This window comes from Salmonella sp. SAL04162 (genome assembly GCF_046551535.1).
In the GTDB taxonomy this organism is placed as follows: domain Bacteria; phylum Pseudomonadota; class Gammaproteobacteria; order Enterobacterales; family Enterobacteriaceae; genus Salmonella; species Salmonella enterica.
The window spans coordinates 19,314-41,951 of the sequence record NZ_JBGDVX010000008.1 but is presented as its reverse complement, the minus strand read 5'-3'; the positions used below and the strand labels follow the sequence as shown (position 1 = coordinate 41,951).

Below are 22,638 nucleotides of genomic sequence, written 5' to 3'. Positions count from 1 at the left end.
TTAGTGTTTGTCAGATGCAGGCAATGGCAGCGAGATGCGAAAACAGACTTCCTGCGCTTTGTCATCCACCAGTTGGATCTCTCCCTGCATTCGGCGAATACAATCTCTGGCGATACTCAGCCCTAACCCACTGCCTTTTACCGCCCCTTTTCGCTGGTGGCTTCCCTGGAAAAAAGGCTCAAAAATCATTTCTCTTTCGGTTTGCGGAATCGGTTCGCCGCTATTAACCACATCGATATAAACCGTGGAGCCCTGAGAACGACTACGGATGCAAATGTTACCGGATTCAGCGCCATAGTGCACCGCGTTGGAATAGAGATTATCCAGCACGCTCATCAGCAACATGGGCTCTGCTATGCAGCGTTCGGCCTTCAGGTCGACATCGGTATGCATCATTTTAGCGCGGGCAGGCAAACTGTGGGCGGAAACCACCATATCCACAAGCGGCGCGATATCGACCGCTTCCAGCTCTGTGGCACTGTCTACCAGTTTCCGGTTGTAATCAAGCAATTGCTCAATCAATTTTTGTAAATTACGACTGCTGTCATCCAGAATATCGACCACCTCTTTTTGCTCCGGCGTCAGCGGCCCAACCACCTGATCGGCCAGCAGCTCTGTCCCCTCGCGCATACTAGCCAGCGGAGTTTTCAGCTCATGGGACAAGTGACGTAGAAACTGATGGCGCTGGGATTCCAGCCACGCCAGACGCTCACTCAGCCAGATAATGCGCTGCCCCACCGATCGTAATTCACGCGGACCGGTAAAGGTGACGGTATTCCCCAAAGAACGGCCTTCGCCCAGGCGATTAATCATCCGTTCAATTCCTTTCACCGGCCCGATAATCATGCGGGTAAAAAGTAGCACCATCGCCAGGCTCACCAGAAATAGCACCAGCGCCTGCCAGCCGAAAAATTGTCCGCGCTCGGCGATTTCTTGTTGTAACTGCTGCCCGCGCGAGTAAACCACAGTACGCGTCGCCTGCACCATTTCCGTATTAGCGTTGGCAAAGGCCTCCAGACGCGCGGCCGCTGCCGCTTCCGGGCCGCTATCTTTACACTGCAATTGCGCCAGCGCGTTTAAATCCTGGCGTAACGCCTGATACAACTTATCATCCGGCAAGACGCCGGCATGGGCGTCCAGCATATCGCTATAGCGCTTACGCTGGCTTTGATACACTTTTGCCAGCGTCGGATCGTCAAGCACGCAATACTGTCGGTAGCTTCGCTCCATCTCCAGCGCGACGTTGGTCATCGCCTCGCTGCGCCGGGCGTCAATAAGCGTGCTGCGGTTAGTCACCGCAGCCTGATCGCTTAACGCGTTAAGGCTTTGCCACGCCTGCCAGGCCAGAACCAGCAACGGCAGCAGGATCAGCAAAAAGGCCAGCATGACCAATTGTCGTAAAGAACGGGGGAAAACAGACCAGCGCTTCAACGTGTCGCTCACATAAAAGAAGAATAAAAAAGATGCTAACCGAGGGGAGCGCCAGATACAACAAAGCCGGGCTAAACCCGGCTTTGTTATGGAATAAGGCGGTGCCTAACTCGACGTTTCGCCCGGAGGTTGATAAAGCTACGCTATTATCAGAAGTTGGACGGCAGGCACCTTGTTGTGCGTCATTCGAAGTTTATGTAGCGCGTCCCTAAGGGGCTGACATAAGAAGGTGAATGAGCCACTGGTTACTATTATGCAGTAATTGTGCCAACATTCAAAAGACTTTGTTAACACAATGATAGATATGAAAAATATCGTTATTCATGCTAAAAATGGCTCTGCCTGTTTTTTGCCCTTTCTGTCGCCAATCAGCAACACTTGCAACACCTAAAAACAAAATCATTTTAAATCAAATGGTTAAGTGTCTCTTTTTGGCGACAACCTACCTCCACTCATGTCGGGATTTCCCGACACTTTAATCTTGCGGCATAAGCACTAGTTTATTGCCGGATGGCGGCGTAAACGCCTTATCCGGCCTACCGCTTGACGTTCAAGACGGTAGCTACAACCGCGCTTCTCCGTGGGCCTGATAAGCGCCGTCTACAAAAAGCCCCTCGTGAAGAGGGGCTTAATGGCTATCGGGCTAATTAACCAAGCTGCTTACGCGCATTACGGAAGATACGCATCCACGGGCTATCCTCGCCCCAGTTTTCCGGGTGCCAGGAGTTGGCGACGGTGCGGAATACGCGTTCCGGATGCGGCATCATAATCGTCACCCGACCATTTTCGGTCGTCACCGCCGTGATGCCGTTCGGCGAACCGTTCGGGTTAGCCGGATAGGTTTCGGTCACCTTACCAAAGTTATCAACGTAGCGCAGGGCGACCAGGCCTTTGCTCTCAAGCGCGGCAAGATGCGCATCGTCCCGCACCTCAACGCGCCCTTCCCCATGGGAAACCGCAATCGGCATCTGTGAGCCTACCATTCCTTGCAGCAGCAGCGATGGGCTTTGCGTCACTTCCACCAGGCTGAAGCGGGCTTCGAAGCGGTCAGAATGGTTACGTACAAAACGCGGCCACAGTTCGCTGCCCGGGATCAGCTCGCGCAGATTCGACATCATCTGGCAACCGTTGCACACCCCAAGCGCCAGCGTCTGCGGACGATGGAAGAAGGTTTCGAATTCGTCGCGCACCCGATGGTTAAACAGAATGGATTTCGCCCAACCTTCGCCCGCCCCCAGCACGTCGCCGTAGGAAAAGCCGCCGCAAGCCACCAGCGCATGGAAGTTGCCCAGACCGATACGACCGCCCAGCAGGTCGCTCATATGGACGTCAATCGCGTCAAAGCCCGCACGATGGAACGCCGCCGCCATCTCCACGTGAGAGTTCACCCCCTGCTCGCGCAGGACAGCGACTTTCGGTCGTGCGCCTGTCGCAATGTACGGCGCGGCGATATCTTCATTAATATCAAACGACAGCTTCACGTTGAGGCCCGGATCGGCATCATTCGCTTTCGCCTCGTGTTCCTGGTCGGCACATTGCGGATTGTCGCGCAGACGCTGCATCTGCCAGGTGGTTTCCGCCCACCAGACACGCAGCGTAGTACGGCTTTCGCTGAATACCGTCCGATCATTAGCGGTAATTACAAAGCGATCGCCAGCCAGGGCCTGACCAAGGTAGTGGACGCAGTCAGCAAGACCGTACTGCGCCAACAGCGTTTCGACCGCGTCTCTGTCTTCAGCGCGTACCTGAATCACGCCGCCCAGCTCCTCGTTGAACAGTGCGGCCAGATGGTCATCGCCCAGCGCAGCGATATCGACCTGCACGCCGCAGTGGCCGGCAAAGGCCATCTCGGCCAGCGTCACCAGCAGACCGCCGTCGGAACGGTCATGCCAGGCAAGTAATTTACGCGCAGCGACCAGCGCCTGCATGGCGTCATAGAAGCCTTTCAGTTGCGCGACGTCACGCACGTCCGCGGGTTTGTCGCCAAGCTGACGATAGACCTGCGCCAACGCCGTTGCGCCCAGCGCGTTGTGGCCCTTGCCAAGATCGATCAGCAACAAGGCGTTATCTTCCGTTGACAGCTGCGGCGTAAGGGTGTGACGCACGTCTTCCACGCGGGCAAACGCGGAAATCACCAGCGACAGCGGCGAGGTCATTTCGCGCTGTTCGTTGCCTTCCTGCCAGCGGGTTTTCATCGACATCGAATCTTTGCCCACCGGAATCGTCAGGCCAAGCTGCGGACAGAGTTCCTCTCCCACCGCTTTAACCGCGTCATACAAACCGGCATCTTCGCCAGGATGACCGGCTGCCGCCATCCAGTTAGCGGAAAGTTTGATGCGCTTGATATCGCCAATCTGCGTCGCGGCAATGTTAGTCAACGCTTCACCGACGGCCAGACGGGCGGAGGCGGCAAAGTCCAGCAGCGCCACCGGCGCACGCTCGCCAACCGACATCGCTTCGCCGTAGTAGCTGTCGAGGCTGGCGGTAGTGACCGCGCAGTCAGCCACCGGGACCTGCCACGGGCCAACCATCTGGTCACGCGCCACCATACCGGTGACGGTACGGTCGCCAATAGTGACAAGGAAGGTTTTTTCCGCCACGGTCGGCAGATGCAGAACACGCTTTACCGCATCGGTAATCGTGATATCCGCGCGGTTCAGCGCATCGCCTTTCGCCTTCAATGTTTGCACATCGCGGGTCATTTTCGGCGTTTTGCCCAGCAGGACATCCAGCGGTAGGTCGATCGGCTGATTGTCGAAATGGTTATCATGCAACGAGAGATGCTGTTCTTCGGTAGCGTCGCCAATGACCGCATACGGCGCGCGTTCGCGCTTACACAGTTCGTCGAACAACGGCAACTGGTCAGCCGCGACCGCCAGTACGTAGCGCTCCTGGGATTCGTTACACCAGATTTCCAGCGGGCTCATGCCCGGCTCGTCGCTAAGAATGTCGCGCAGTTCGAATTTCCCGCCGCGCCCGCCGTCGCTCACCAGCTCCGGCATCGCATTGGAGAGACCGCCCGCGCCCACATCATGGATAAACAGAATCGGGTTGGCATCACCCAACTGCCAGCAGCGGTCGATCACTTCCTGGCAGCGGCGTTCCATTTCCGGGTTATCGCGCTGAACAGAGGCAAAATCGAGATCCGCATCAGACTGGCCGGAAGCCATTGACGATGCCGCGCCGCCGCCGAGGCCGATATTCATCGCCGGGCCGCCAAGGACGATCAGCTTCGCGCCCACGACGATCTCGCCTTTCTGCACGTGATCGGCGCGGATATTACCGATCCCGCCCGCCAGCATGATCGGCTTATGGTAGCCGCGCAGCTCTTCGCCGTTGTGGCTGTTCACCTTCTCTTCATAAGTACGGAAGTAGCCGGTCAGCGCCGGGCGACCAAATTCGTTGTTAAACGCCGCGCCGCCCAGCGGACCTTCGGTCATGATATCCAGCGCGGTGACAATACGTTCCGGCTTGCCAAAATCCTCTTCCCACGGCTGTTCAAAGCCCGGAATACGCAGGTTGGAAACGGAGAAGCCCACCAGCCCGGCTTTTGGTTTCGCGCCACGCCCGGTGGCGCCTTCATCACGAATTTCGCCGCCGGAACCGGTCGCCGCCCCCGGCCACGGAGAGATGGCGGTTGGGTGGTTATGCGTTTCGACCTTCATCAGAATGTGCGCGGGCTCCTGATGAAAATCGTAACGGCCGGTATTGTGGTCGGCGAAGTAGCGCCCCACCGCAGATCCTTCCATCACCGCGGCATTGTCTTTATAGGCAGAGAGCACATAGTCCGGCGTGGTTTCGAAGGTGTTTTTAATCATTTTAAACAGCGACTTCGGCTGCGGTTTACCGTCGATAATCCAGTCGGCGTTAAAAATCTTGTGGCGGCAGTGCTCGGAGTTCGCCTGGGCGAACATATACAATTCGATATCGTTCGGGTTGCGCCCCAGTTTGGTAAACGCCTCCTGCAAATAGTCGATTTCATCTTCCGCCAGCGCCAGACCGAGACGCAGGTTGGCGTCAATTAACGCCTGACGGCCTTCTCCCAGCAGATCGACACTGGAAACCGGCGCAGGCTGATGGTGGATAAACAATTTTTCCGCATCGGTTAAAGAAGAGAACACCGTCTCCATCATACGGTCGTGCAGCTCTGCGGCCACTTGTCGCCACTGTTCCGCCGTCAACGTCGAAGCCTCGATATAGTACGCTACGCCACGCTCCAGACGATCAACCTGTTGCAGGCCGCAGTTGTGGGCGATATCCGTTGCTTTTGAAGACCAGGGGGAGATGGTACCAGGACGCGGTGTGACCAACAGGAGTTTACCCGCCGGCGTATGGCTGCTAAGCGCCGGGCCGTATTGCAGCAGACGGGTAAGCTGCGCCTGCTCGCTATCATTTAACGGGGCGTTCAGGTCAGCAAAATGGACATACTCAGCGTATATATTGTGGACCTGGAGGTTGGCAGCCTGAAAGCGCGCCAGCAGTTTATTGATACGGAATGCAGACAGTGCAGGCGAACCACGCAGAATTTCCATCATAAGTCTCTCGTCTTCTAAGCTTCGGTGTGCGCAAGGGGGGAAACGGCCGTCATTATAAAGAATCTGACGCGCCGACGAAACCGTTTGCGTAGAAATAAAATCACCGCTTTTTCTTGTCATACGGTGCGGCTATCGTTGCGAATAAGTTGCCAACTGGCGCATTGTTACGCAAAATGCCGCTCATTAATGACTTATCTATTGCAGCAAAACATCTTTTTCAGCCCGAGGCAACGCACGATCCAGAGAATTAACTAATTGAAAAAATTAAAGATTAATTATCTGTTCATCGGCATATTGACGCTGCTGCTGGCAGCAGCCCTTTGGCCCTCAATCCCCTGGTTCGGTAAAACCGAAAACCATATCGCCGCGATTCAAGCCCGGGGGGTACTGCGCGTCAGTACGATCGACTCGCCATTAACCTATTCCGTTATCAACGGTAAAAAATATGGTCTGGACTATGAACTGGCGCAGCAGTTCGCCAACTATCTCGGCGTGAAGCTGAAAGTGACGGTGCGCCAGAATATCAGCCAGTTGTTTGACGATCTGGATAACGGCAATGCCGACCTGCTCGCGGCTGGGCTGGTCTACGACAGCGCACGCGTTAAAAACTATCAGCCCGGCCCCATGTATTATTCAGTTTCGCAACAGCTCGTCTACCAGGTCGGACAATATCGCCCACGCTCGCTGGCGACCGTTAACGAGAATCAGCTTACCATTGCGCCAGGGCACGTCGTGGTCAATGATTTACAGCGTTTAAAAGAGACAAAGTTTCCCGACCTGAGCTGGAAAGTGGATGATAAAAAAGGCTCGACGACGCTGCTGGAAGAGGTCATCAGCGGCAAGCTGGATTACACCATTGCCGATTCAGTGGCGATCAGTCTGTTTCAGCGCGTCCATCCCGAACTGGCCGTGGCGCTGGATGTCACGGATGAACAGCCCGTGACCTGGTTTAGCCGACTGGACGACGATAATACGCTCTCCGCCGCGCTGCTCGATTTTTTCAATTCGATCAATGAAGACGGTTCTCTGGCGCGGATCGAAGAGAAATATCTGGGACATGGCGATGATTTCGACTACGTTGATACCCGCTCTTTCCTGCGAGCGGTGGATAACGTCCTGCCGGAGCTGGAACCGTTATTTAAAAAATATGCCAAAGAGATAGACTGGCGCCTGCTGGCGGCGATTTCTTATCAGGAATCGCACTGGGATCCGCTGGCGACCTCGCCAACCGGCGTGCGCGGCCTGATGATGCTGACTAAAAATACCGCCCAAAGTCTGGGGCTGACCGACCGTACCGATGCGGAGCAAAGCATCAGCGGCGGCGCTCGCTATCTTGAAGATATGATGGCTAAAGTTCCCGAAACCGTTCCGGAAGACGAGCGTATCTGGTTTGCCTTAGCCGCCTACAATATGGGTTATGCGCACATGCTCGATGCCAGATCGCTGACGGTAAAAACCAAAGGCAATCCGGATAGCTGGACCGATGTGAAGCAGCGTTTGCCTCTGTTAAGCCAAAAACCGTATTACAGTAAGCTAACCTACGGTTACGCGCGTGGACATGAGGCTTATGCTTATGTGGAAAATATCCGTAAATACCAGATAAGTTTAGTGGGGTATTTGCAGGAAAAAGAAAAGCAGGAAGCGGAAGCCATGAAACTGGCGCAGGATTACCCGGCGGTGTCGCCGGAGGAGCTGAATAAAGCGCCCTTCCCCCTCCTGTCGTTTTTATCGCAGTCATCAGGCTACCTGACGCATTCGCCGTCTTTACTGTTTACGCCGCAGAAGAAAGAAGAAAAATAGTGCGATGGTCTTATCGGATGGCGACGCGCAACGTCTTATCCGGCATTGCGCTATACTGCCGGCCCCGCGCCTTCCGCACGGTCGGCTTTCTTCAGGGCTTTAATTTCCTGACGACGCATACGGAAAAAATCACTGAGCAGCGTCGCACATTCATCGCGCAGCACCCCTTCAATAATGTCGACCCGGTGATTCATTCCCGGATGGTGCAGCACATCAATTAGCGATCCGGCCGCGCCGGTTTTTGCATCGCGCGCGCCAAAGACAACGCGTCCAATGCGGCTATGCACTATAGCGCCTGCGCACATCACACAGGGTTCCAGCGTGACATACAGCGTGGTATCCAGTAACCGGTAATTCTGCAATACCAGACCTCCCTGACGCAGCGCCATTATTTCAGCATGCGCAGTAGGATCGTGGCGGCCAATGGGTCGGTTCCAGCCTTCGCCAATGACACGATGGTTATGCACCAATACCGCGCCAACCGGAACCTCGCGTTCGTCCCAGGCGCGTTTCGCCAGCGTCAGCGCGTGGCGCATCCAGTATTCGTGATCTAATTCGACATCAGACAAAGAGGTAACTCCGGTAATGAAAGCGGGCGGCATTATACACAGACGCTATGCGTTTCACTATTCGAGCTGCTGCAACTCGCCGTGCGGCGTCACCCGCCAGCGATGCTGGCAAAAATAAAGCAGCGGGTTATCCTGTTTGCTGTCGCTGTAGCCGCTATAAAGACGCAGCGGCGTACCGATTTTACGTTCCAGTTGCGCGACTTTTTCATGGCCCAGACAGCGCACGGTTAATACCCAGCCGCCATACCGTCGCGCCATCTGGCTGGCGATGAGGTTAACGCGCGGCAACCACGGCGTATCAAAATAGACTTGCTCTACCAATGATTGCGGAGAACCGGTAATAAGCCAGATATCCGCGTCAGAGCTCAATAGATAGGTGGTCAGACGCTCCTGTACAACCGGAAATGCCGTGACGTTAGCGCGAAACCAACGGACAAAATCCGCCTGATGCGCCTGCAAACGCGTTTCGCTATGGCCAAAAGTACAGCCCCACAACAACAGACTCATCGGCCAGCGGGCCGCACGCCCTTTTACCAGTAAACCGATACCGATAATGGGTAACAACGGCAGTACGAGCAGCGCATTTAGCGGCTGACGGCGCAGCAAATAACGCAGAAAACTGCCGAACATATCCTGTTGATGTAACGTTCCATCCAAATCAAAAAAGACGACACGACGCTCGTGGCTGACCAAACCTTACTCCTCTGGATCATTGAACCCCAGCAGCCAGGTAAAAATAAACCCGGCAATTACCGCTATTAAATAGCCTAACAGATAGAACAGGACTTTTCCGGCAACAATTGTTAATGCCAGCGGCAAACCGGAAATACCAAAGGTAATTACCGTCGCCACTTTCCAGTAGCTGATCAACGCCCCGCCTACCGCACCGCCAAGACAAGCGCCAATAAATGGCTTACCCAATGGCAGCGTGACGCCAAAAATCAGCGGCTCGCCAATTCCCAGCAGTCCGACCGGAAGCGCGCCTTTAATCACCTTTTTGAGTCGCGCATTGCGGGTTTTCATCAGTACGGCAATGGCCGCGCCTATCTGACCAACGCCCGCCATCGCCAGGATGGGAAACAACGCGTTATAGCCGTGCGCTTGTACCAGCTCCACATGAATAGGCACCAGTCCCTGATGTAGCCCGGTCAGTACCAACGGCAGGAAGGTTCCGGCTAACACCGCGCCCACCAGAAAACCGCCGCGATCGATAGCCCAGGACGCGCCGTGAGCGATAGCGTCTGAAATCCAGCCGCCAAGCGGTTGCAGAGCGACAATCGCTACCGCGCCGGTGATAACAGTCGTCAATAAAGGGTTAAGAATTAACTCCAGCGACCCCGGCAGCAGCTTACGGAACTGGCGCTCAATCCAGCACATTAACGCCACCACCAGCAGGACGGCGATGACGCCGCCCCGTCCCGGCTGAAGCGCCTCGCCAAAGAGCGTAATCTGCGCCAGTTGCGGGCTGGAAAGGATCCCCGCCATCACGCCGCCTAACGCCTGCGATCCGCCAAAGACTTTCGCGGTATTGACGCCAACCAGAATGTTCATGATAGCGAATACCGCGCTGCCAAATATCCCCATCAGGCCCAGCAGGTTAGGATAGTGGACGGCAACGTCGCCGACGATATCTGGACGTTTAAGAATGTTGATAATGCCGGTAATCAAGCCGGATGCGATAAAGGCGGGGATAAGCGGAATAAAAACATTCGCCAGCTTACGCAACGCATCGCTCATCGGCGCTTTATACTTCGCTTTCACCTCGGATTTGGTACGCGCCATAGCGTCGTCCGGCTTTACACCACCTGCGGCAATCTGCACGCGCATCGCATCAACCACCTGCGCAGCCTTCCCCGGCCCAACGATCAGCTGATGTTGCTCCCCTTGCTTTACGTATCCACTGACGCCAGGCAACGCTTTTAAGCGCGGAATATCCAGTTGGCTGTCGTCCTGTACCTCCACCCTGACTCGCGTCATACAGTTTTCCAGGCGCAGAATATTTTGCTCTCCGCCGATACCACGTAAAATGTCGCTGGCGAGCGCTGCCGTCTTATCCATACACACCTCTTTAGTGTTCTAACGCCGCCCTTAAAAAGCCCTGATGAGCGGCGAGTTTTTCCCTGGCGGCTGCAGCATCCAGCCCCGTAAGCGCCATCAAAATGGCGGGCTTAACCTCAAAATCGGTCTGTTTCAGCAACGTTTCCGCCTCTTCACGACCTATCCCGGTCGCTTCAACGACCATCCGACACGCACGATCGACCAGTTTGACGTTGGTGGCTTTCATATCCACCATCAGGTTTTGATAGACCTTGCCGAACTTCACCATCGCGCCGGTAGAAATCATATTGAGCACCATTTTCTGCGCGGTGCCGGATTTCAGCCGCGTGGAGCCGGTAAGCGCTTCCGGCCCGACAACGGGCGAAATAGCGATATTAGCCTCCCGCGCAATAGGCGAATCTGGATTACAGGAGACGGCAACAGTGGTACAACCGGACTGTCGCGCATAGCGCAGGCCGCCAATCACATAGGGTGTACGACCCGACGCCGCGAGCCCCACGACCAGATCCTGTTCTTGCAGATTTAGCGCGACAAGATCGTCTTCGCCTGCCTGTTGGCTGTCTTCCGCGCCTTCGACCGCTTTCAACAACGCGCCCGGCCCGCCGGCAATCAGTCCGACGACCAGACCGTGCGGAACGCCAAACGTCGGGGGGCATTCTGAGGCATCCAGTACGCCAAGCCGACCACTGGTGCCCGCGCCCATATAGATGATACGTCCGCCAGCCTTCAGCGCCGCCGCTGCGGCATCCACCGCACGCGCGACGTCAGGCAGAGTGGCTTTTACTGCTTCCGCTACCAGCGTATCCTGTTCATTAAAACGCTTAACTAATTCAGGGGTAGGCAACGCATCCAGATCCATCGTTTGCGGGTTACGGGTTTCAGACACTAAGGTACCAAGATTCATTTTTGTCCCTCTGGAATTTTTAATTCATAATAAGCGTCCATGATGGAATAGAATATTCCCCCAGGCGAGTGAAATTTCGTTTTGTCGTCGCCATCACGTTTCGCAGGAGCTGCTCATGAACTGTTTGATTCGTATTCGCCAGCGTTATCCGGATCTCGCGCAAAGCGACAGGAAACTGGCGGATTATCTGCTCGCGCAACCGGATACGGCGCGACATCTGAGCTCGCAGCAACTGGCGGCCGAAGCGGGCGTCAGCCAATCCAGCGTAGTCAAGTTCGCGCAAAAACTGGGGTTTAAAGGGTTTCCGGCGTTGAAACTGGCTCTCAGCGAAGCGTTGGCCAGCAATCCTAATCCGCATTCCGTTCCCGTTCATAACCAGATTCGCGGCGACGATCCGATGCGCCTGGTCGGGGAAAAATTAATTAAAGAGAATGTGGCGGCGATGCACGCCACGCTGGACGTTAACAGTGAAGAAAAGCTGTTAGAAAGCGTCACGATGCTGCGCCACGCCCGCCGTATTGTGACCACCGGGATTGGCGCCTCTGGGCTGGTGGCGCAAAATTTTGCCTGGAAGCTACTGAAGATTGGCATTAACGCGGTGGTTGAGCGCGATATGCACGCCCTGCTGGCGACGGTGCAGGCGCTGGCGCCGGAGGATCTGCTGCTGGCGATCTCTTATTCCGGGGAACGGCGCGAGCTGAACCTGGCGGCGGACGAAACATTACGCGCAGGCGCGAAGATCCTGGCCATTACCGGTTTTTCTCCCAACGCCTTGCAGCAGCGCGCCACCCGCTGTCTGTATACGATTGCTGAAGAGCAGGCGACGCGCAGCGCCGCTATCTCCTCGACACATGCGCAAATGATGTTGACCGACTTACTGTTTATGGCGCTGGTACAACAGGATTTAGAGCGGGCGCCGGAGCGTATTCGCCATAGCGAGGCGCTGGTAAAAAAACTGGTTTGAAAATGGCTCTTCCGCCTCATGCAGAAGAGCCATCAAGTTTATTGCGCTTCTTTCGCGTGAATCAATTGCGTCAGGAGTGTGTTAACCGGTACGGCAATATTGTTCTGAGCGCCGATTCGCGCAATCGCACCATTTAAATAGTCGATTTCAGTCAGTCGGCCTTTATGTAAATCCTGATGCATAGAAGGATAGTGGTGGCCGCTCTCACGCGGATCGAACACTTTCTTCACCGTATTCATCACCATTTGCTCAGTCAACGGAATATTCTGGCTGGCAGCAACCAATACAAACTCATCAACTACCGCTTGCGCTAAATCTAAAGCACCAGGCCGCTGACCAAATCCGCCGACATTACAATCCAGTAGCGCGCAATAGGTGTTCATTACGCTATTAAAGGCTGCTTTCTTCCAGATCGATAATAATACGTCAGGGCTTATTTCAGCATTCAATCCAGCGCTATTAAGGGTGGCAATGACCTTAGCCTCTTGAGCCGAATCATGGCTGGCAATCGGCTGCAGTTCAATCGTTCCGGTACCGGTGGCCATAATATGCCCAGCCCCCTCCAGTTCGCTGGACCATAACGTCACACCCGCATAGATTTTCTGCCGATCGACATATTTCTCCAGCGTTTCGATATTTCCCAGGCCGTTAGATAAAATCATCACTACTTTCGCGGCTGGCAGTAATGGCTTAATACGGTGTAACATGCTATCCAGCTGCATGGCTTTGGTAAACAGAATAACCAGCTCAAACTCCCCCTGGGATTCATCAGCCAACATAGCAGGGATGGGGTAATACTTCTGAGTCGTTTCCGTTTCGACAAACAACCCCTTGCTACGAATAGCATCAACATGCTCCTGCCAGCTATCGATAAGCGTCACGTCGTGCCCGGCCTCCAGCAGCATATAGCCAAAACGACATCCCATAGCGCCTGCACCTGCGATTGCAATTTTCATTTTTATTTCCTTATTATCTGATTAATAAATTTTGGCTAAAACCGTTGCGACATATTTTTTCGTTATCAGGGTCAACACGACTCCAATAAGCAATAGCACCGTGGTCAAAATAAATACCGTATTGTAGCTTCCGGTATATTTTGCAATAGCGGACGTGACGTAAGGAGCAATAACCGCACCGACGGCAAAACCAAAATACATAAAGCCGTAGTTTAGTCCCTGGTTACGCATACCAAAATTCTGGCTGGTCAAGCCAGGGAAGATAACTAATATACCGGCATAAGCAAAGCCCACGCCCAGAGCGCTGAAATAGAATACCGAAGTATTGCCGTTGAAGAACAACAATAGCAGCATACAGACGCAGGTAAAAAGATAAACGATAACCAGAGTATTGTAGCCGCCTAATTTATCGGTTAACCCTCCCCAGAACAGGCGACCAATTGAGTTAAATATCGATACCAGGCTAACGACTAATGCACCGGACAGTAAACCGTACTGCGTCATACCAATTTGCGCAGAGCTTGAGCTAATTACCATCCCAGAGAACACGCCCAGCGCCAGAATCATAAACAGCAGCCAGAAGCGCAGATCTTTCAGCATGTGCCGATAGTCTTTATCCATTGGCGATGCTTTAATTCCTCCGCTATCTTTTGCTGGCGCGCTACGAATAAAGAACTGGACGATAAAAATAACCACCAGATAAACAATGCCCAGATATAACAACGCCCGACTAACATCGTGAGTTTGCGCCATAAAATATTCGGCCAGGCGGGTGCAAAGTAGCGTCCCGACGCCAACACCCGCCAGTACGATACCGCTGGCAAGACCGCGACGGTCAGGGAAAAATTTCAGAATATTATTCAGATTACCCGTAAAAGCCAGGCCCGATCCCAACCCGGCAATGACGCCGTAGGTTAAAAACAGCATGGGCAAATTATCCACAAACCCGGACAAGATAAAACCTAAAGAAAACAGGATACCGCCGATAACTATCGCCTGCTTTCCTTTACCATTGTCGATCATTCTCCCGCCCCAAATCATCGGTAAAGGAATGATCCCCATGTTGATAGAGAATGCTAACGCCAGCGTAGCCGGATCCCAGTGATATTGCGCCATGAGTGGTGTTTTGAAATAGCTAAATGCGTAGACGCCCCCGAGCACAAAATTGATGCACACGTGAGCGGCAAGCATTCCCCAGCGGTTGATTGATGCCGACATAATTTTCCCTTTTTAAAATGCACTGATCACAGTTTAAAAAAAGCAAAATAGGCAAACAATTTGGTATTTTTTATAATCGTTATAACAAAACCCAATCGATTGGCATTAAATTTTAATGAATATCAAACAACTACATTCCTTCCTGATATTGTGTGATGAATTACATTATGGTCGGGCAGCCAGTCGCCTGTTTATCACTCAGCCATCATTAAGTCAGCAAATCAAACAACTTGAGTCATCACTTAAAACAATATTATTTAAGCGAAAAGGTAGAGGAATTAAATTAACAAAAGCAGGTATTATTTTGCAACGACACGCTAACAAAATAATGCTGGATTTAAAAAATGCCGAAAATGAACTTCTTCCCTATCAGGATCAACAGCGCGATACTATTTCAATCGGGGTGTCAGGCAGCTACCTGGTCCTGCCCGCTTTTCGCAGCTTTATGGCGCACCATCCGGAAATATCTTTAAATGTTAAAGAGTTCTCAACTGAGCAAACCATTAAAAGGCTGACGGATAGCGCCGTTGATATTGGCATTGTTTATCGAACAGCGCTCCCTGCCCAGCTAAGTTCGACCATGCTGTTTGAAGATGAAATTATCGCTGCAATCCCACTTTCTCATCCTCTGGCGACACGCGAACGTCTGCAGCTAAAAGATTTAAACGACCAGCCCATTATCGTGCTTAATGACTCTCTGCTATTAAGAGGGATCATCACCACTGAATTTAATAACCGCAAAGTCGTTCCTAACGTCATCTGCGAACTGGATAACCACTACTCATGCCTTGAGTATGCCGAAGCGCAGATTGGCATCGCATTTATTACCCGCTCGCTAACCCATTTATCGACACCCAAAAATGTTCGCCTGGTTTCACTGGGCATCCCCGCATTCTTTATTCCTGTCATGCTGGTGCACAGTAATGACCTTTCACTGGATAACGCAACCATCTGCCTGCTCAAGCAGATCAAAAATTTTTACACTGTAGATAACAAATCAGCGCCAGAAAAGAGCTGGCCCGAGCAGAAAATAGGCGTATAATGCCCGCCCGATTTGTGTTGTTTCTGAGAATTTCCTGATGGCGCTGTTAATCACCAAAAAATGTATCAATTGCGATATGTGCGAGCCGGAGTGCCCGAATGAGGCGATTTCAATGGGCGACAGCATTTATGAGATTAACAGCGACAAATGCACCGAGTGTGTAGGCCATTACGAAACGCCGACCTGTCAGAAAGTCTGCCCAATCCCCAATACGATTTTGCAGGATCCCGCCCATGTCGAAAGCGAAGAACAGTTGTGGGATAAGTTTGTTCTGATGCATCACGCAGATAAACTGTAAGCGGGTTAACGCACTTCCAACGCAACAATGCCTGATGGCGCTATGCTTATCAGGCCGACAATATATCGGCCTGTAGGTCAGATAACGTGTTTACGCCGCCATCCGGCAAATCTAACTTTCCAGAATGACCGTAGCGCAGGCGTAATGGCGTTCATCGGCCAACGTGACATGCATGTGCGCCACACCGAGTTTTTCCGCCAGCGTTAACGCCTCGCCCCACAGCCGCAAACGTGGTTTTCCCAGCTCATCGTTAAACACTTCGAACTGATTAAACGCCAGACCGTTGCGGATGCCGGTGCCAAAAGCTTTCGCTGCCGCCTCTTTGACCGCAAAACGCTTGGCGAGAAAACGCACCGGCTGCTGATGCGTCTCCCAGATAGCCCACTCGTTGTCACTGAGCACACGCCTTGCCAGACGTTCGCCGGAACGGGAGATCACTGCCTCAATGCGGGCAATCTCTACAATATCCGTTCCCAGGCCGAGAATCGCCATTAGCCGCGCGCTTCCAGCATCAAACGTTTCATTTCAGCCACCGCCTCTTTCAGGCCCGTCATCACCGCCCGACCAATAATGGCATGACCGATATTAAGTTCGTGCATTTCCGGCAGCGCGGCAATAGCTTTGACGTTATGGTAGGTCAGGCCATGACCCGCATTTACTTTTAGCCCCAGGCGAGCCGCCAGGGTCGCGGCGCTGGCAATACGCGCCAGCTCTTTTGCCTGTTCCGCATCGGTTTCTGCGTTGGCGTAGCAGCCGGTATGGATTTCGATAAACGGCGCGCCGACTTCCGCCGCCGCGTTGATTTGCGTTTCATCGGCATCGATAAAGAGCGAAACCTGGATGCCAGCCGCCGCCAGGCGCGCACAGGCATCACGCATTTTATCGCGCTGTCCGGCCACATCCAGACCGCCTTCGGTGGTGACTTCCTGGCGTTTTTCCGGCACCAGACAACAGAAATGCGGCCTGGTTTCTACGGCGATCGCCAGCATCTCTTCGGTCACCGCCATCTCCAGATTCATACGCGTATGCAGCGTCTGACGCAGAATGCGCACATCGCGATCGGTAATGTGGCGACGATCTTCGCGTAGGTGTACGGTAATGCCGTCCGCGCCTGCCTGTTCAGCAATAAACGCCGCCTGTACCGGATCCGGATAGTCGGTGCCGCGCGCATTACGTAACGTGGCAATGTGGTCAATATTGACGCCTAACAGTAATTCAGCCATGACAATCCTCGTTAATCTTTCTTCGTTTTTACTGTGCGTTTGGGCATAAATTGCCGGAACAGCTCCCGGCTTTTTAACGGTTTTCCCCCAAGATACGGCTTTAATGCCATACGGGTAAAGCGTTTAGCGGCACGCAAGGTATCTACATCCGGGAATTCCCGCGCATCCAGCGCTTTCAGGTGCCGTCCGGTAAAGGTGTTGTTATCGATGACGACGCTGGCGAAAAAGCCTTTTTCTTCGCGGTAACGGTAGGTCATGGTGTCATCCACCCGTTCGCCGCTGCCTGCACAGTGGGTGAAATTGACGCCATACCCCAGATGTCCCAGCAACGCCAGTTCGAAACGTCGCAACGCCGGTTCAGGCGAGCCGGTGGTTCCCGCCAGCGCCTGAATACAGTTCAGATAATCAAAAAAGAGTTCGGAGAAGCGCGTTTCATATTCCAGTACGCGAGAGAGGAGTTCGTTGATATACAGGCCGCTATAGAGCGTAATACCGCTTAACGGCAGCGCCAGAGAAACTGCCTCGGCGCTGCGCAGGGTTTTCACCTCGCCGCGTCCGCTGTAGCGTAGCAATAACGGCGTAAAAGGCTGTAACGCGCCTTTCAGATTGGAACGTTTAGATCGCGCGCCTTTGGCGACAAGGCGCACGCGCCCCGATTCTTCCGTGAAGACGTCCAGCATCAGGCTGGTTTCGCTCCAGGGGCGACTGTGCAGGACAAATGCGCGCTGCCACCCTTCCACGCTGTGTTAACTCACAGATCGTCTACGTAACCGAGACTGCGCAGAGCGCGTTCGTCATCGGCCCAGCCGGATTTCACTTTCACCCACAGTTCCAGGTGTACCGGCGCTTCGAACATCTCCTGCATGTCTTTACGCGCTTCAATACCAATGGTTTTGATTTTGGCGCCTTTGTTGCCAATCACCATCTTCTTCTGCCCTTCGCGCTCGACGAGGATCAGCCCGTTGATATCATAGCCGCCGCGTTCGTTGGTAACAAAACGTTCAATCTCAACGGTAACGGAATACGGCAGCTCGGCGCCGAGAAAACGCATCAGCTTTTCACGAATGATTTCAGACGCCATAAAGCGCTGAGAGCGATCGGTGATGTAATCTTCCGGGAAGTGGTGAATCGCTTCCGGTAAATGTTTACGCACGATACCGGCAATGGTATCGACGTTCATACCCGTTTCAGCAGAGATGGGTACGATATCAAGAAAGTTCATCTGGCTTGCCAGGAACTGGAGGTGCGGCAGCAAATCGGCTTTTTCCTGCACGTTATCCACCTTGTTAACGGCGAGAATAACCGGCGCTTTGCCATCGCGCAGTTTGTTCAGGACCATTTCGTCGTCCGGCGTCCAACGGGTGCCTTCCACAACGAAAATCACCAGCTCAACGTCGCCAATCGAACTGCTCGCCGCCTTATTCATCAAACGGTTAATGGCGCGCTTTTCTTCCATATGCAGTCCCGGGGTATCGACATAGATTGCCTGATACGGGCCTTCGGTATGAATACCGACAATGCGGTGGCGCGTGGTCTGCGCTTTACGGGAAGTGATCGAAATCTTCTGCCCAAGCAGTTTGTTCAGCAAGGTGGATTTGCCAACGTTCGGACGCCCGACGATGGCAATAAATCCGCAGTAAGTTTTGTCGGTGCTCATTCCAACTCCAGTTTTTTCAGCGCCTGTTCGGCGGCAGCCTGCTCCGCCTTACGACGGCTGGAACCCGTGCCAACCACCGGTTCGCTCAGGCCGCTGACCTGGCAGTGGATAGTAAATTCCTGATCGTGCGCCTCGCCGCGTACCTGCACAACCAGGTAAGATGGCAGCGGCAGATGGCGGCCCTGCAAATACTCCTGCAAGCGCGTTTTAGGATCTTTTTGTTTATCGCCCGGACTTATCTCATCCAGACGGGTTTTATACCAGTTAAGGATTAACTGCTCGACGGTCTGGATATTGCTATCGAGAAATACTCCGCCGATTAACGCTTCCACGGTGTCCGCCAGAATGGACTCCCGACGGAATCCGCCGCTTTTTAATTCGCCCGGCCCTAAACGCAGGCACTCGCCTAAATCAAACTCACGGGCTAATTCCGCCAGCGTATTACCACGTACCAACGTGGCGCGCATACGGCTCATATCTCCCTCATCCACCCGTGGAAAACGGTGATAAAGCGCGTTAGCGATAACGAAGCTCAGGATTGAATCGCCTAAAAACTCCAGGCGTTCGTTATGTTTACTGCTGGCGCTGCGGTGAGTTAATGCCTGCTGCAACAGCTCCTGATGATTAAAAGTGTAGCCCAGCTTCCGTTGAAGCCGATTAATTACGATGGGGTTCATGCGATACCAATAAATGAATGCGTCAACAATCCAGCACACGAAACAGACCTGATACACGTCATCTGTCCTGCCGCATCGCTGCAGCGGAAAGAAGGTTGTCTATAACCAACGCTGTTTCGTGTGCCGTGGCGACCAAACGGCGCCAACCTAAAACTTCGGGGGAATATTCTATACACAACGACAGGGGATGTCGTTAGTCTGAGGGAATTTATCCAGGAAATAATTCACGCTGCCGCTAAAAAGACGGCAGCGTGAACGATCATTTCGTCACAGTTAGTGAATACCGCCGATACGACTCAGGCGTACGCCTGTCGGCCACTCCCCTTCCTGCTTGTCAAAGCTCATCCAGATAGCGACCGCTTTACCGACCAGATTAGCTTCCGGAACAAATCCCCAGTAACGGCTATCCGCACTGTTATCGCGGTTGTCGCCCATCATGAAATATTGTCCCGGTGGTACAACCCAGGTCGCCAGCGGTTGTCCTGGCTGTTGGTAATACATGCCCAACTGATCCTGAGCTATCGGCACCATCAGGATGCGGTGGGTCACATCGCCTAACGTCTCTTTACGTTCGGTCAGGCGAATGCCGTTTTCTTTTGTCTCGTTTAGCGGAACCTCAAAGAAACCGCTGGTCGCTTCTCCGCCGTTACGGCGGGCAAAGGTCTGTACAAAATCGCTCGGCTCAACGTTAGAGTAGGTAACCGGCAGCGCATTTTCGCACGCCTGACCGGAGCTACAGCCAGGCTGAATCGTCACCTCTTTTGCAACCGGATCATAAGTGATTTTATCGCCCGGCAAACCGACGGCGCGTTTGATGTAATCTAACTTAGGATCTTCCGGATATTTAAATACCACAATATCCCCGCGCTTTGGATGACCGGTTTCAATCAGGGTTTTCTGGTAGATCGGATCTTTAATGCCGTAGGCAAATTTTTCCACCAGAATAAAATCGCCGATAAGCAGTGTCGGCATCATTGAGCCTGACGGGATCTGAAAGGGTTCATAAAGAAATGAACGAACGATCAGAACGATCGCCAGAACCGGGAAAACCGACGCCCCGGTCTCCAGCCAGCCCGGCTTAGGCGACACTTTATTGAGCGTAGCGTTATCCAGCGCATCTCCCGACGCCGTTTGCGCGGCAGCCTGGCGCGCCCGACGTTTTGGCGCGAAAACAAACTTATCAACGCACCATAAAATGCCCGTCACCAGTGTGGCTATCACCAGAATCAGGGCAAACATGTTCGCCATGCCAACTCCTTAGGGATTATTTATTGTCTTTACCGACATGCAGAATGGCTAGGAACGCCTCCTGAGGCAGCTCGACGTTACCGATCTGCTTCATGCGTTTCTTACCTTCTTTCTGTTTCTGCAGCAGTTTTTTCTTACGACTGATATCACCGCCGTAGCACTTCGCCAGCACGTTTTTACGTAACTGTTTTACCGTCGAACGGGCAATAATATGCGTACCAATCGCCGCCTGAATCGCGATATCAAACTGCTGGCGTGGGATCAAATCTTTCATCTTCTCCACCAGCTCGCGACCACGGCTTTGCGAGTTATCGCGGTGCGTGATCAGCGCCAGCGCATCGACACGCTCGTTGTTGATTAACACATCAACACGCACCATATCGGAAGCCTGGAAGCGCTTGAAGTTATAATCCAGAGACGCATAGCCGCGCGACGTCGATTTCAGACGGTCAAAGAAGTCGAGCACCACTTCCGCCATCGGGATTTCATAGGTCAACGCGACCTGGTTACCGTGATACACCATGTTAGTTTGTACGCCGCGTTTCTCAATACACAGCGTAATAACGTTACCTAAATAGGCTTGTGGTAACAGCATATGACATTCGGCGATAGGCTCGCGCAGTTCATAAATGTTATTCAACGGCGGCAGCTTGGAGGGGCTATCAACATAGATAGTCTCTTTCGCCGTTGTTTCTACTTCATAAACCACGGTCGGCGCAGTGGTGATCAGATCCAGATCGTATTCGCGCTCCAGACGCTCCTGAATGATCTCCATGTGCAACAGGCCGAGGAAGCCGCAGCGGAAACCAAAACCCAGCGCCGAGGAGCTTTCCGGTTCATAAAACAGTGAGGCGTCGTTCAGGCTTAGCTTGCCGAGCGCGTCGCGGAAACTTTCATAATCGTCGGAGCTGACCGGGAACAGACCTGCATAGACCTGCGGTTTCACCTTCTTAAAGCCCGGCAACGCTTTTTCCGCTGGGTTACGCGCTGAGGTTAAGGTATCGCCAACCGGCGCGCCGAGGATATCTTTAATGGCGCAGACCAGCCAGCCTACTTCGCCGCACTTCAGCTCGGTACGATCAACCTGTTTCGGCGTGAAGATCCCCAGGCGGTCAGCGTTGTAGGTCTGCCCGGTGCTCATCACTTTAATTTTGTCGCCTTTACGCATGGTGCCGTTTTTAATACGCACCAGCGATACCACGCCCAGGTAGTTATCGAACCAGGAGTCAATAATCAGCGCCTGCAGCGGGCCGTCCGGATCGCCTTGCGGCGGCGGGATATCGCGCACCAGGCGTTCCAGAACATCCGTCACGCCGACACCCGTTTTGGCGGAGCAGCGTACCGCGTCCGTCGCATCGATACCGACAATGTCTTCGATTTCTTCCGCCACACGCTCCGGATCGGCGGCCGGCAGGTCAATCTTGTTAAGCACCGGCACCACTTCAAGATCCATTTCCATCGCGGTGTAGCAGTTCGCCAACGTTTGCGCTTCTACGCCCTGGCCGGCATCCACCACCAGCAGCGCGCCCTCGCAGGCGGCTAACGAACGGGAAACTTCATAGGAAAAGTCAACGTGTCCCGGCGTGTCGATAAAGTTCAGTTGATAAGTTTCACCATCAGACGCTTTAAAATCCAGCGTCACACTCTGGGCTTTAATAGTAATACCGCGCTCACGCTCAAGATCCATCGAATCAAGTACCTGAGCTTCCATTTCACGGTCAGACAGGCCACCGCAGATTTGGATAATACGGTCAGACAGCGTCGATTTACCGTGGTCAATGTGAGCAATGATCGAAAAGTTACGTATGTTCTTCATAGAGATAAATTATTATGCCTTACGCCTGGTTGACCAGACTTTAGAGGTCGCTGTTCTGAGCTTAACGTCTGTTTTAACTGAAACGCCGCATTCTACACTACAACGCTAAGGCGAGGAAATGTTCATAGTGTAAGGAGAACGGGAACTGGAAAACGCCTCGCTTTTTTCCTGTAAAACACCGCAACGCAGGAAAAGCGCATGCTTACCGGGACAACAACCCAACGCGGCAGGTGTACCGTTGG

Annotated in this window: 20 protein-coding genes; 5 read left to right on the top strand and 15 right to left on the bottom strand. The window is 53.4% G+C overall.

Annotated features, from left to right (window positions below; translation table 11 throughout):
* Complete coding sequence (gene qseE, locus ACLJRH_RS16660) at positions 1–1,431, bottom strand: two component system sensor histidine kinase QseE/GlrK (RefSeq protein WP_023136414.1); 1,431 nt, start codon at positions 1,429–1,431, stop codon at positions 1–3.
* A gap of 647 nt (positions 1,432–2,078) precedes the next feature.
* Positions 2,079–5,966: a phosphoribosylformylglycinamidine synthase gene (purL, locus tag ACLJRH_RS16655; protein ID WP_000970055.1), complete on the bottom strand. Its 3,888-nt coding sequence runs from the start codon at positions 5,964–5,966 to the stop codon at positions 2,079–2,081.
* A 24-nt stretch (positions 5,967–5,990) separates the two neighbouring features.
* Between purL and ACLJRH_RS16650 the strand changes: the two genes are divergently transcribed.
* Positions 5,991–6,221: a hypothetical protein gene (locus tag ACLJRH_RS16650; protein ID WP_001667158.1), complete on the top strand. Its 231-nt coding sequence runs from the start codon at positions 5,991–5,993 to the stop codon at positions 6,219–6,221.
* Positions 6,222–7,766 carry a membrane-bound lytic murein transglycosylase MltF gene (gene mltF, locus ACLJRH_RS16645; protein WP_023136415.1) on the top strand — a complete coding sequence of 515 codons (1,545 nt, stop codon included), beginning with the start codon at positions 6,222–6,224 and terminating at the stop codon, positions 7,764–7,766.
* Positions 7,767–7,816: 50 nt separating this feature from the next.
* On the opposite strand, the gene tadA is transcribed toward mltF, so the two are convergent.
* From tadA to murQ, 4 genes are read right to left on the bottom strand one after another with little or no spacing between them, the layout of a single operon-like run.
* Positions 7,817–8,368: a tRNA adenosine(34) deaminase TadA gene (gene tadA / locus ACLJRH_RS16640; RefSeq protein WP_023136416.1), complete on the bottom strand. Its 552-nt coding sequence runs from the start codon at positions 8,366–8,368 to the stop codon at positions 7,817–7,819.
* A gap of 24 nt (positions 8,369–8,392) precedes the next feature.
* Positions 8,393–9,028, bottom strand: a complete 636-nt coding sequence (gene yfhb, locus ACLJRH_RS16635; protein WP_000253558.1) for a phosphatidylglycerophosphatase C — start codon at positions 9,026–9,028, stop codon at positions 8,393–8,395.
* Between the two features lie 3 nt (positions 9,029–9,031).
* Complete coding sequence (locus tag ACLJRH_RS16630; protein WP_000361667.1) at positions 9,032–10,393, bottom strand: PTS transporter subunit EIIC; 1,362 nt, start codon at positions 10,391–10,393, stop codon at positions 9,032–9,034.
* Between the two features lie 10 nt (positions 10,394–10,403).
* Complete coding sequence (murQ, locus tag ACLJRH_RS16625; RefSeq protein WP_001048527.1) at positions 10,404–11,297, bottom strand: N-acetylmuramic acid 6-phosphate etherase; 894 nt, start codon at positions 11,295–11,297, stop codon at positions 10,404–10,406.
* Between the two features lie 115 nt (positions 11,298–11,412).
* Here murQ and ACLJRH_RS16620 point away from each other — a divergent pair, with 115 nt between their 5' ends.
* A complete protein-coding gene (locus ACLJRH_RS16620; protein ID WP_000995704.1) occupies positions 11,413–12,261 on the top strand; it encodes a MurR/RpiR family transcriptional regulator in 849 nt (282 codons plus the stop codon).
* 38 nt (positions 12,262–12,299) lie between these two features.
* Here the strand turns inward: ACLJRH_RS16620 and ACLJRH_RS16615 are convergent, their stop codons facing one another.
* Both ACLJRH_RS16615 and ACLJRH_RS16610 read right to left on the bottom strand, forming a co-directional pair.
* Positions 12,300–13,217, bottom strand: a complete 918-nt coding sequence (locus tag ACLJRH_RS16615) for an oxidoreductase (RefSeq protein ID WP_023136417.1) — start codon at positions 13,215–13,217, stop codon at positions 12,300–12,302.
* 21 nt (positions 13,218–13,238) lie between these two features.
* Entirely contained in the window at positions 13,239–14,435 is a 1,197-nt protein-coding gene (locus tag ACLJRH_RS16610; protein ID WP_001276367.1) for an OFA family MFS transporter, read from the bottom strand.
* Between the two features lie 115 nt (positions 14,436–14,550).
* Here ACLJRH_RS16610 and ACLJRH_RS16605 point away from each other — a divergent pair, with 115 nt between their 5' ends.
* Together ACLJRH_RS16605 and ACLJRH_RS16600 are read left to right on the top strand one after the other, a co-directional pair.
* Positions 14,551–15,477, top strand: a complete 927-nt coding sequence (locus ACLJRH_RS16605) for a LysR family transcriptional regulator (RefSeq protein WP_001022473.1) — start codon at positions 14,551–14,553, stop codon at positions 15,475–15,477.
* 37 nt (positions 15,478–15,514) lie between these two features.
* A complete protein-coding gene (locus tag ACLJRH_RS16600; RefSeq protein ID WP_001196290.1) occupies positions 15,515–15,775 on the top strand; it encodes a YfhL family 4Fe-4S dicluster ferredoxin in 261 nt (86 codons plus the stop codon).
* A 111-nt stretch (positions 15,776–15,886) separates the two neighbouring features.
* On the opposite strand, the gene acpS is transcribed toward ACLJRH_RS16600, so the two are convergent.
* The 7 genes from acpS to lepA all read right to left on the bottom strand — a co-directional run bounded on the left by acpS (position 15,887) and on the right by lepA (position 22,396).
* Positions 15,887–16,267 carry a holo-ACP synthase gene (gene acpS / locus ACLJRH_RS16595; RefSeq protein ID WP_000986043.1) on the bottom strand — a complete coding sequence of 127 codons (381 nt, stop codon included), beginning with the start codon at positions 16,265–16,267 and terminating at the stop codon, positions 15,887–15,889.
* Positions 16,267–16,998 (bottom strand): pyridoxine 5'-phosphate synthase, encoded by a 732-nt coding sequence (pdxJ, locus tag ACLJRH_RS16590; protein ID WP_000818972.1) that lies wholly within the window; start codon positions 16,996–16,998, stop codon positions 16,267–16,269. The genes acpS and pdxJ overlap by 1 nt, the downstream gene beginning before the upstream one ends.
* Before the next feature lie 11 nt (positions 16,999–17,009).
* A complete protein-coding gene (gene recO, locus ACLJRH_RS16585) occupies positions 17,010–17,738 on the bottom strand; it encodes a DNA repair protein RecO (RefSeq protein WP_000399377.1) in 729 nt (242 codons plus the stop codon).
* A gap of 11 nt (positions 17,739–17,749) precedes the next feature.
* Entirely contained in the window at positions 17,750–18,655 is a 906-nt protein-coding gene (gene era / locus ACLJRH_RS16580; protein WP_000102230.1) for a GTPase Era, read from the bottom strand.
* The gene (rnc, locus tag ACLJRH_RS16575; protein ID WP_001068341.1) at positions 18,652–19,332 is read right to left on the bottom strand and encodes a ribonuclease III; all 681 of its coding nucleotides are present in this window, start codon (positions 19,330–19,332) and stop codon (positions 18,652–18,654) included. The genes era and rnc overlap by 4 nt, the downstream gene beginning before the upstream one ends.
* 273 nt (positions 19,333–19,605) lie before the next feature.
* Positions 19,606–20,580: a signal peptidase I gene (gene lepB, locus ACLJRH_RS16570; protein WP_000002563.1), complete on the bottom strand. Its 975-nt coding sequence runs from the start codon at positions 20,578–20,580 to the stop codon at positions 19,606–19,608.
* 16 nt (positions 20,581–20,596) lie between these two features.
* Positions 20,597–22,396: a translation elongation factor 4 gene (gene lepA / locus ACLJRH_RS16565; RefSeq protein ID WP_000790154.1), complete on the bottom strand. Its 1,800-nt coding sequence runs from the start codon at positions 22,394–22,396 to the stop codon at positions 20,597–20,599.
* Between the last annotated feature and the right edge of the window lie 242 nt (positions 22,397–22,638).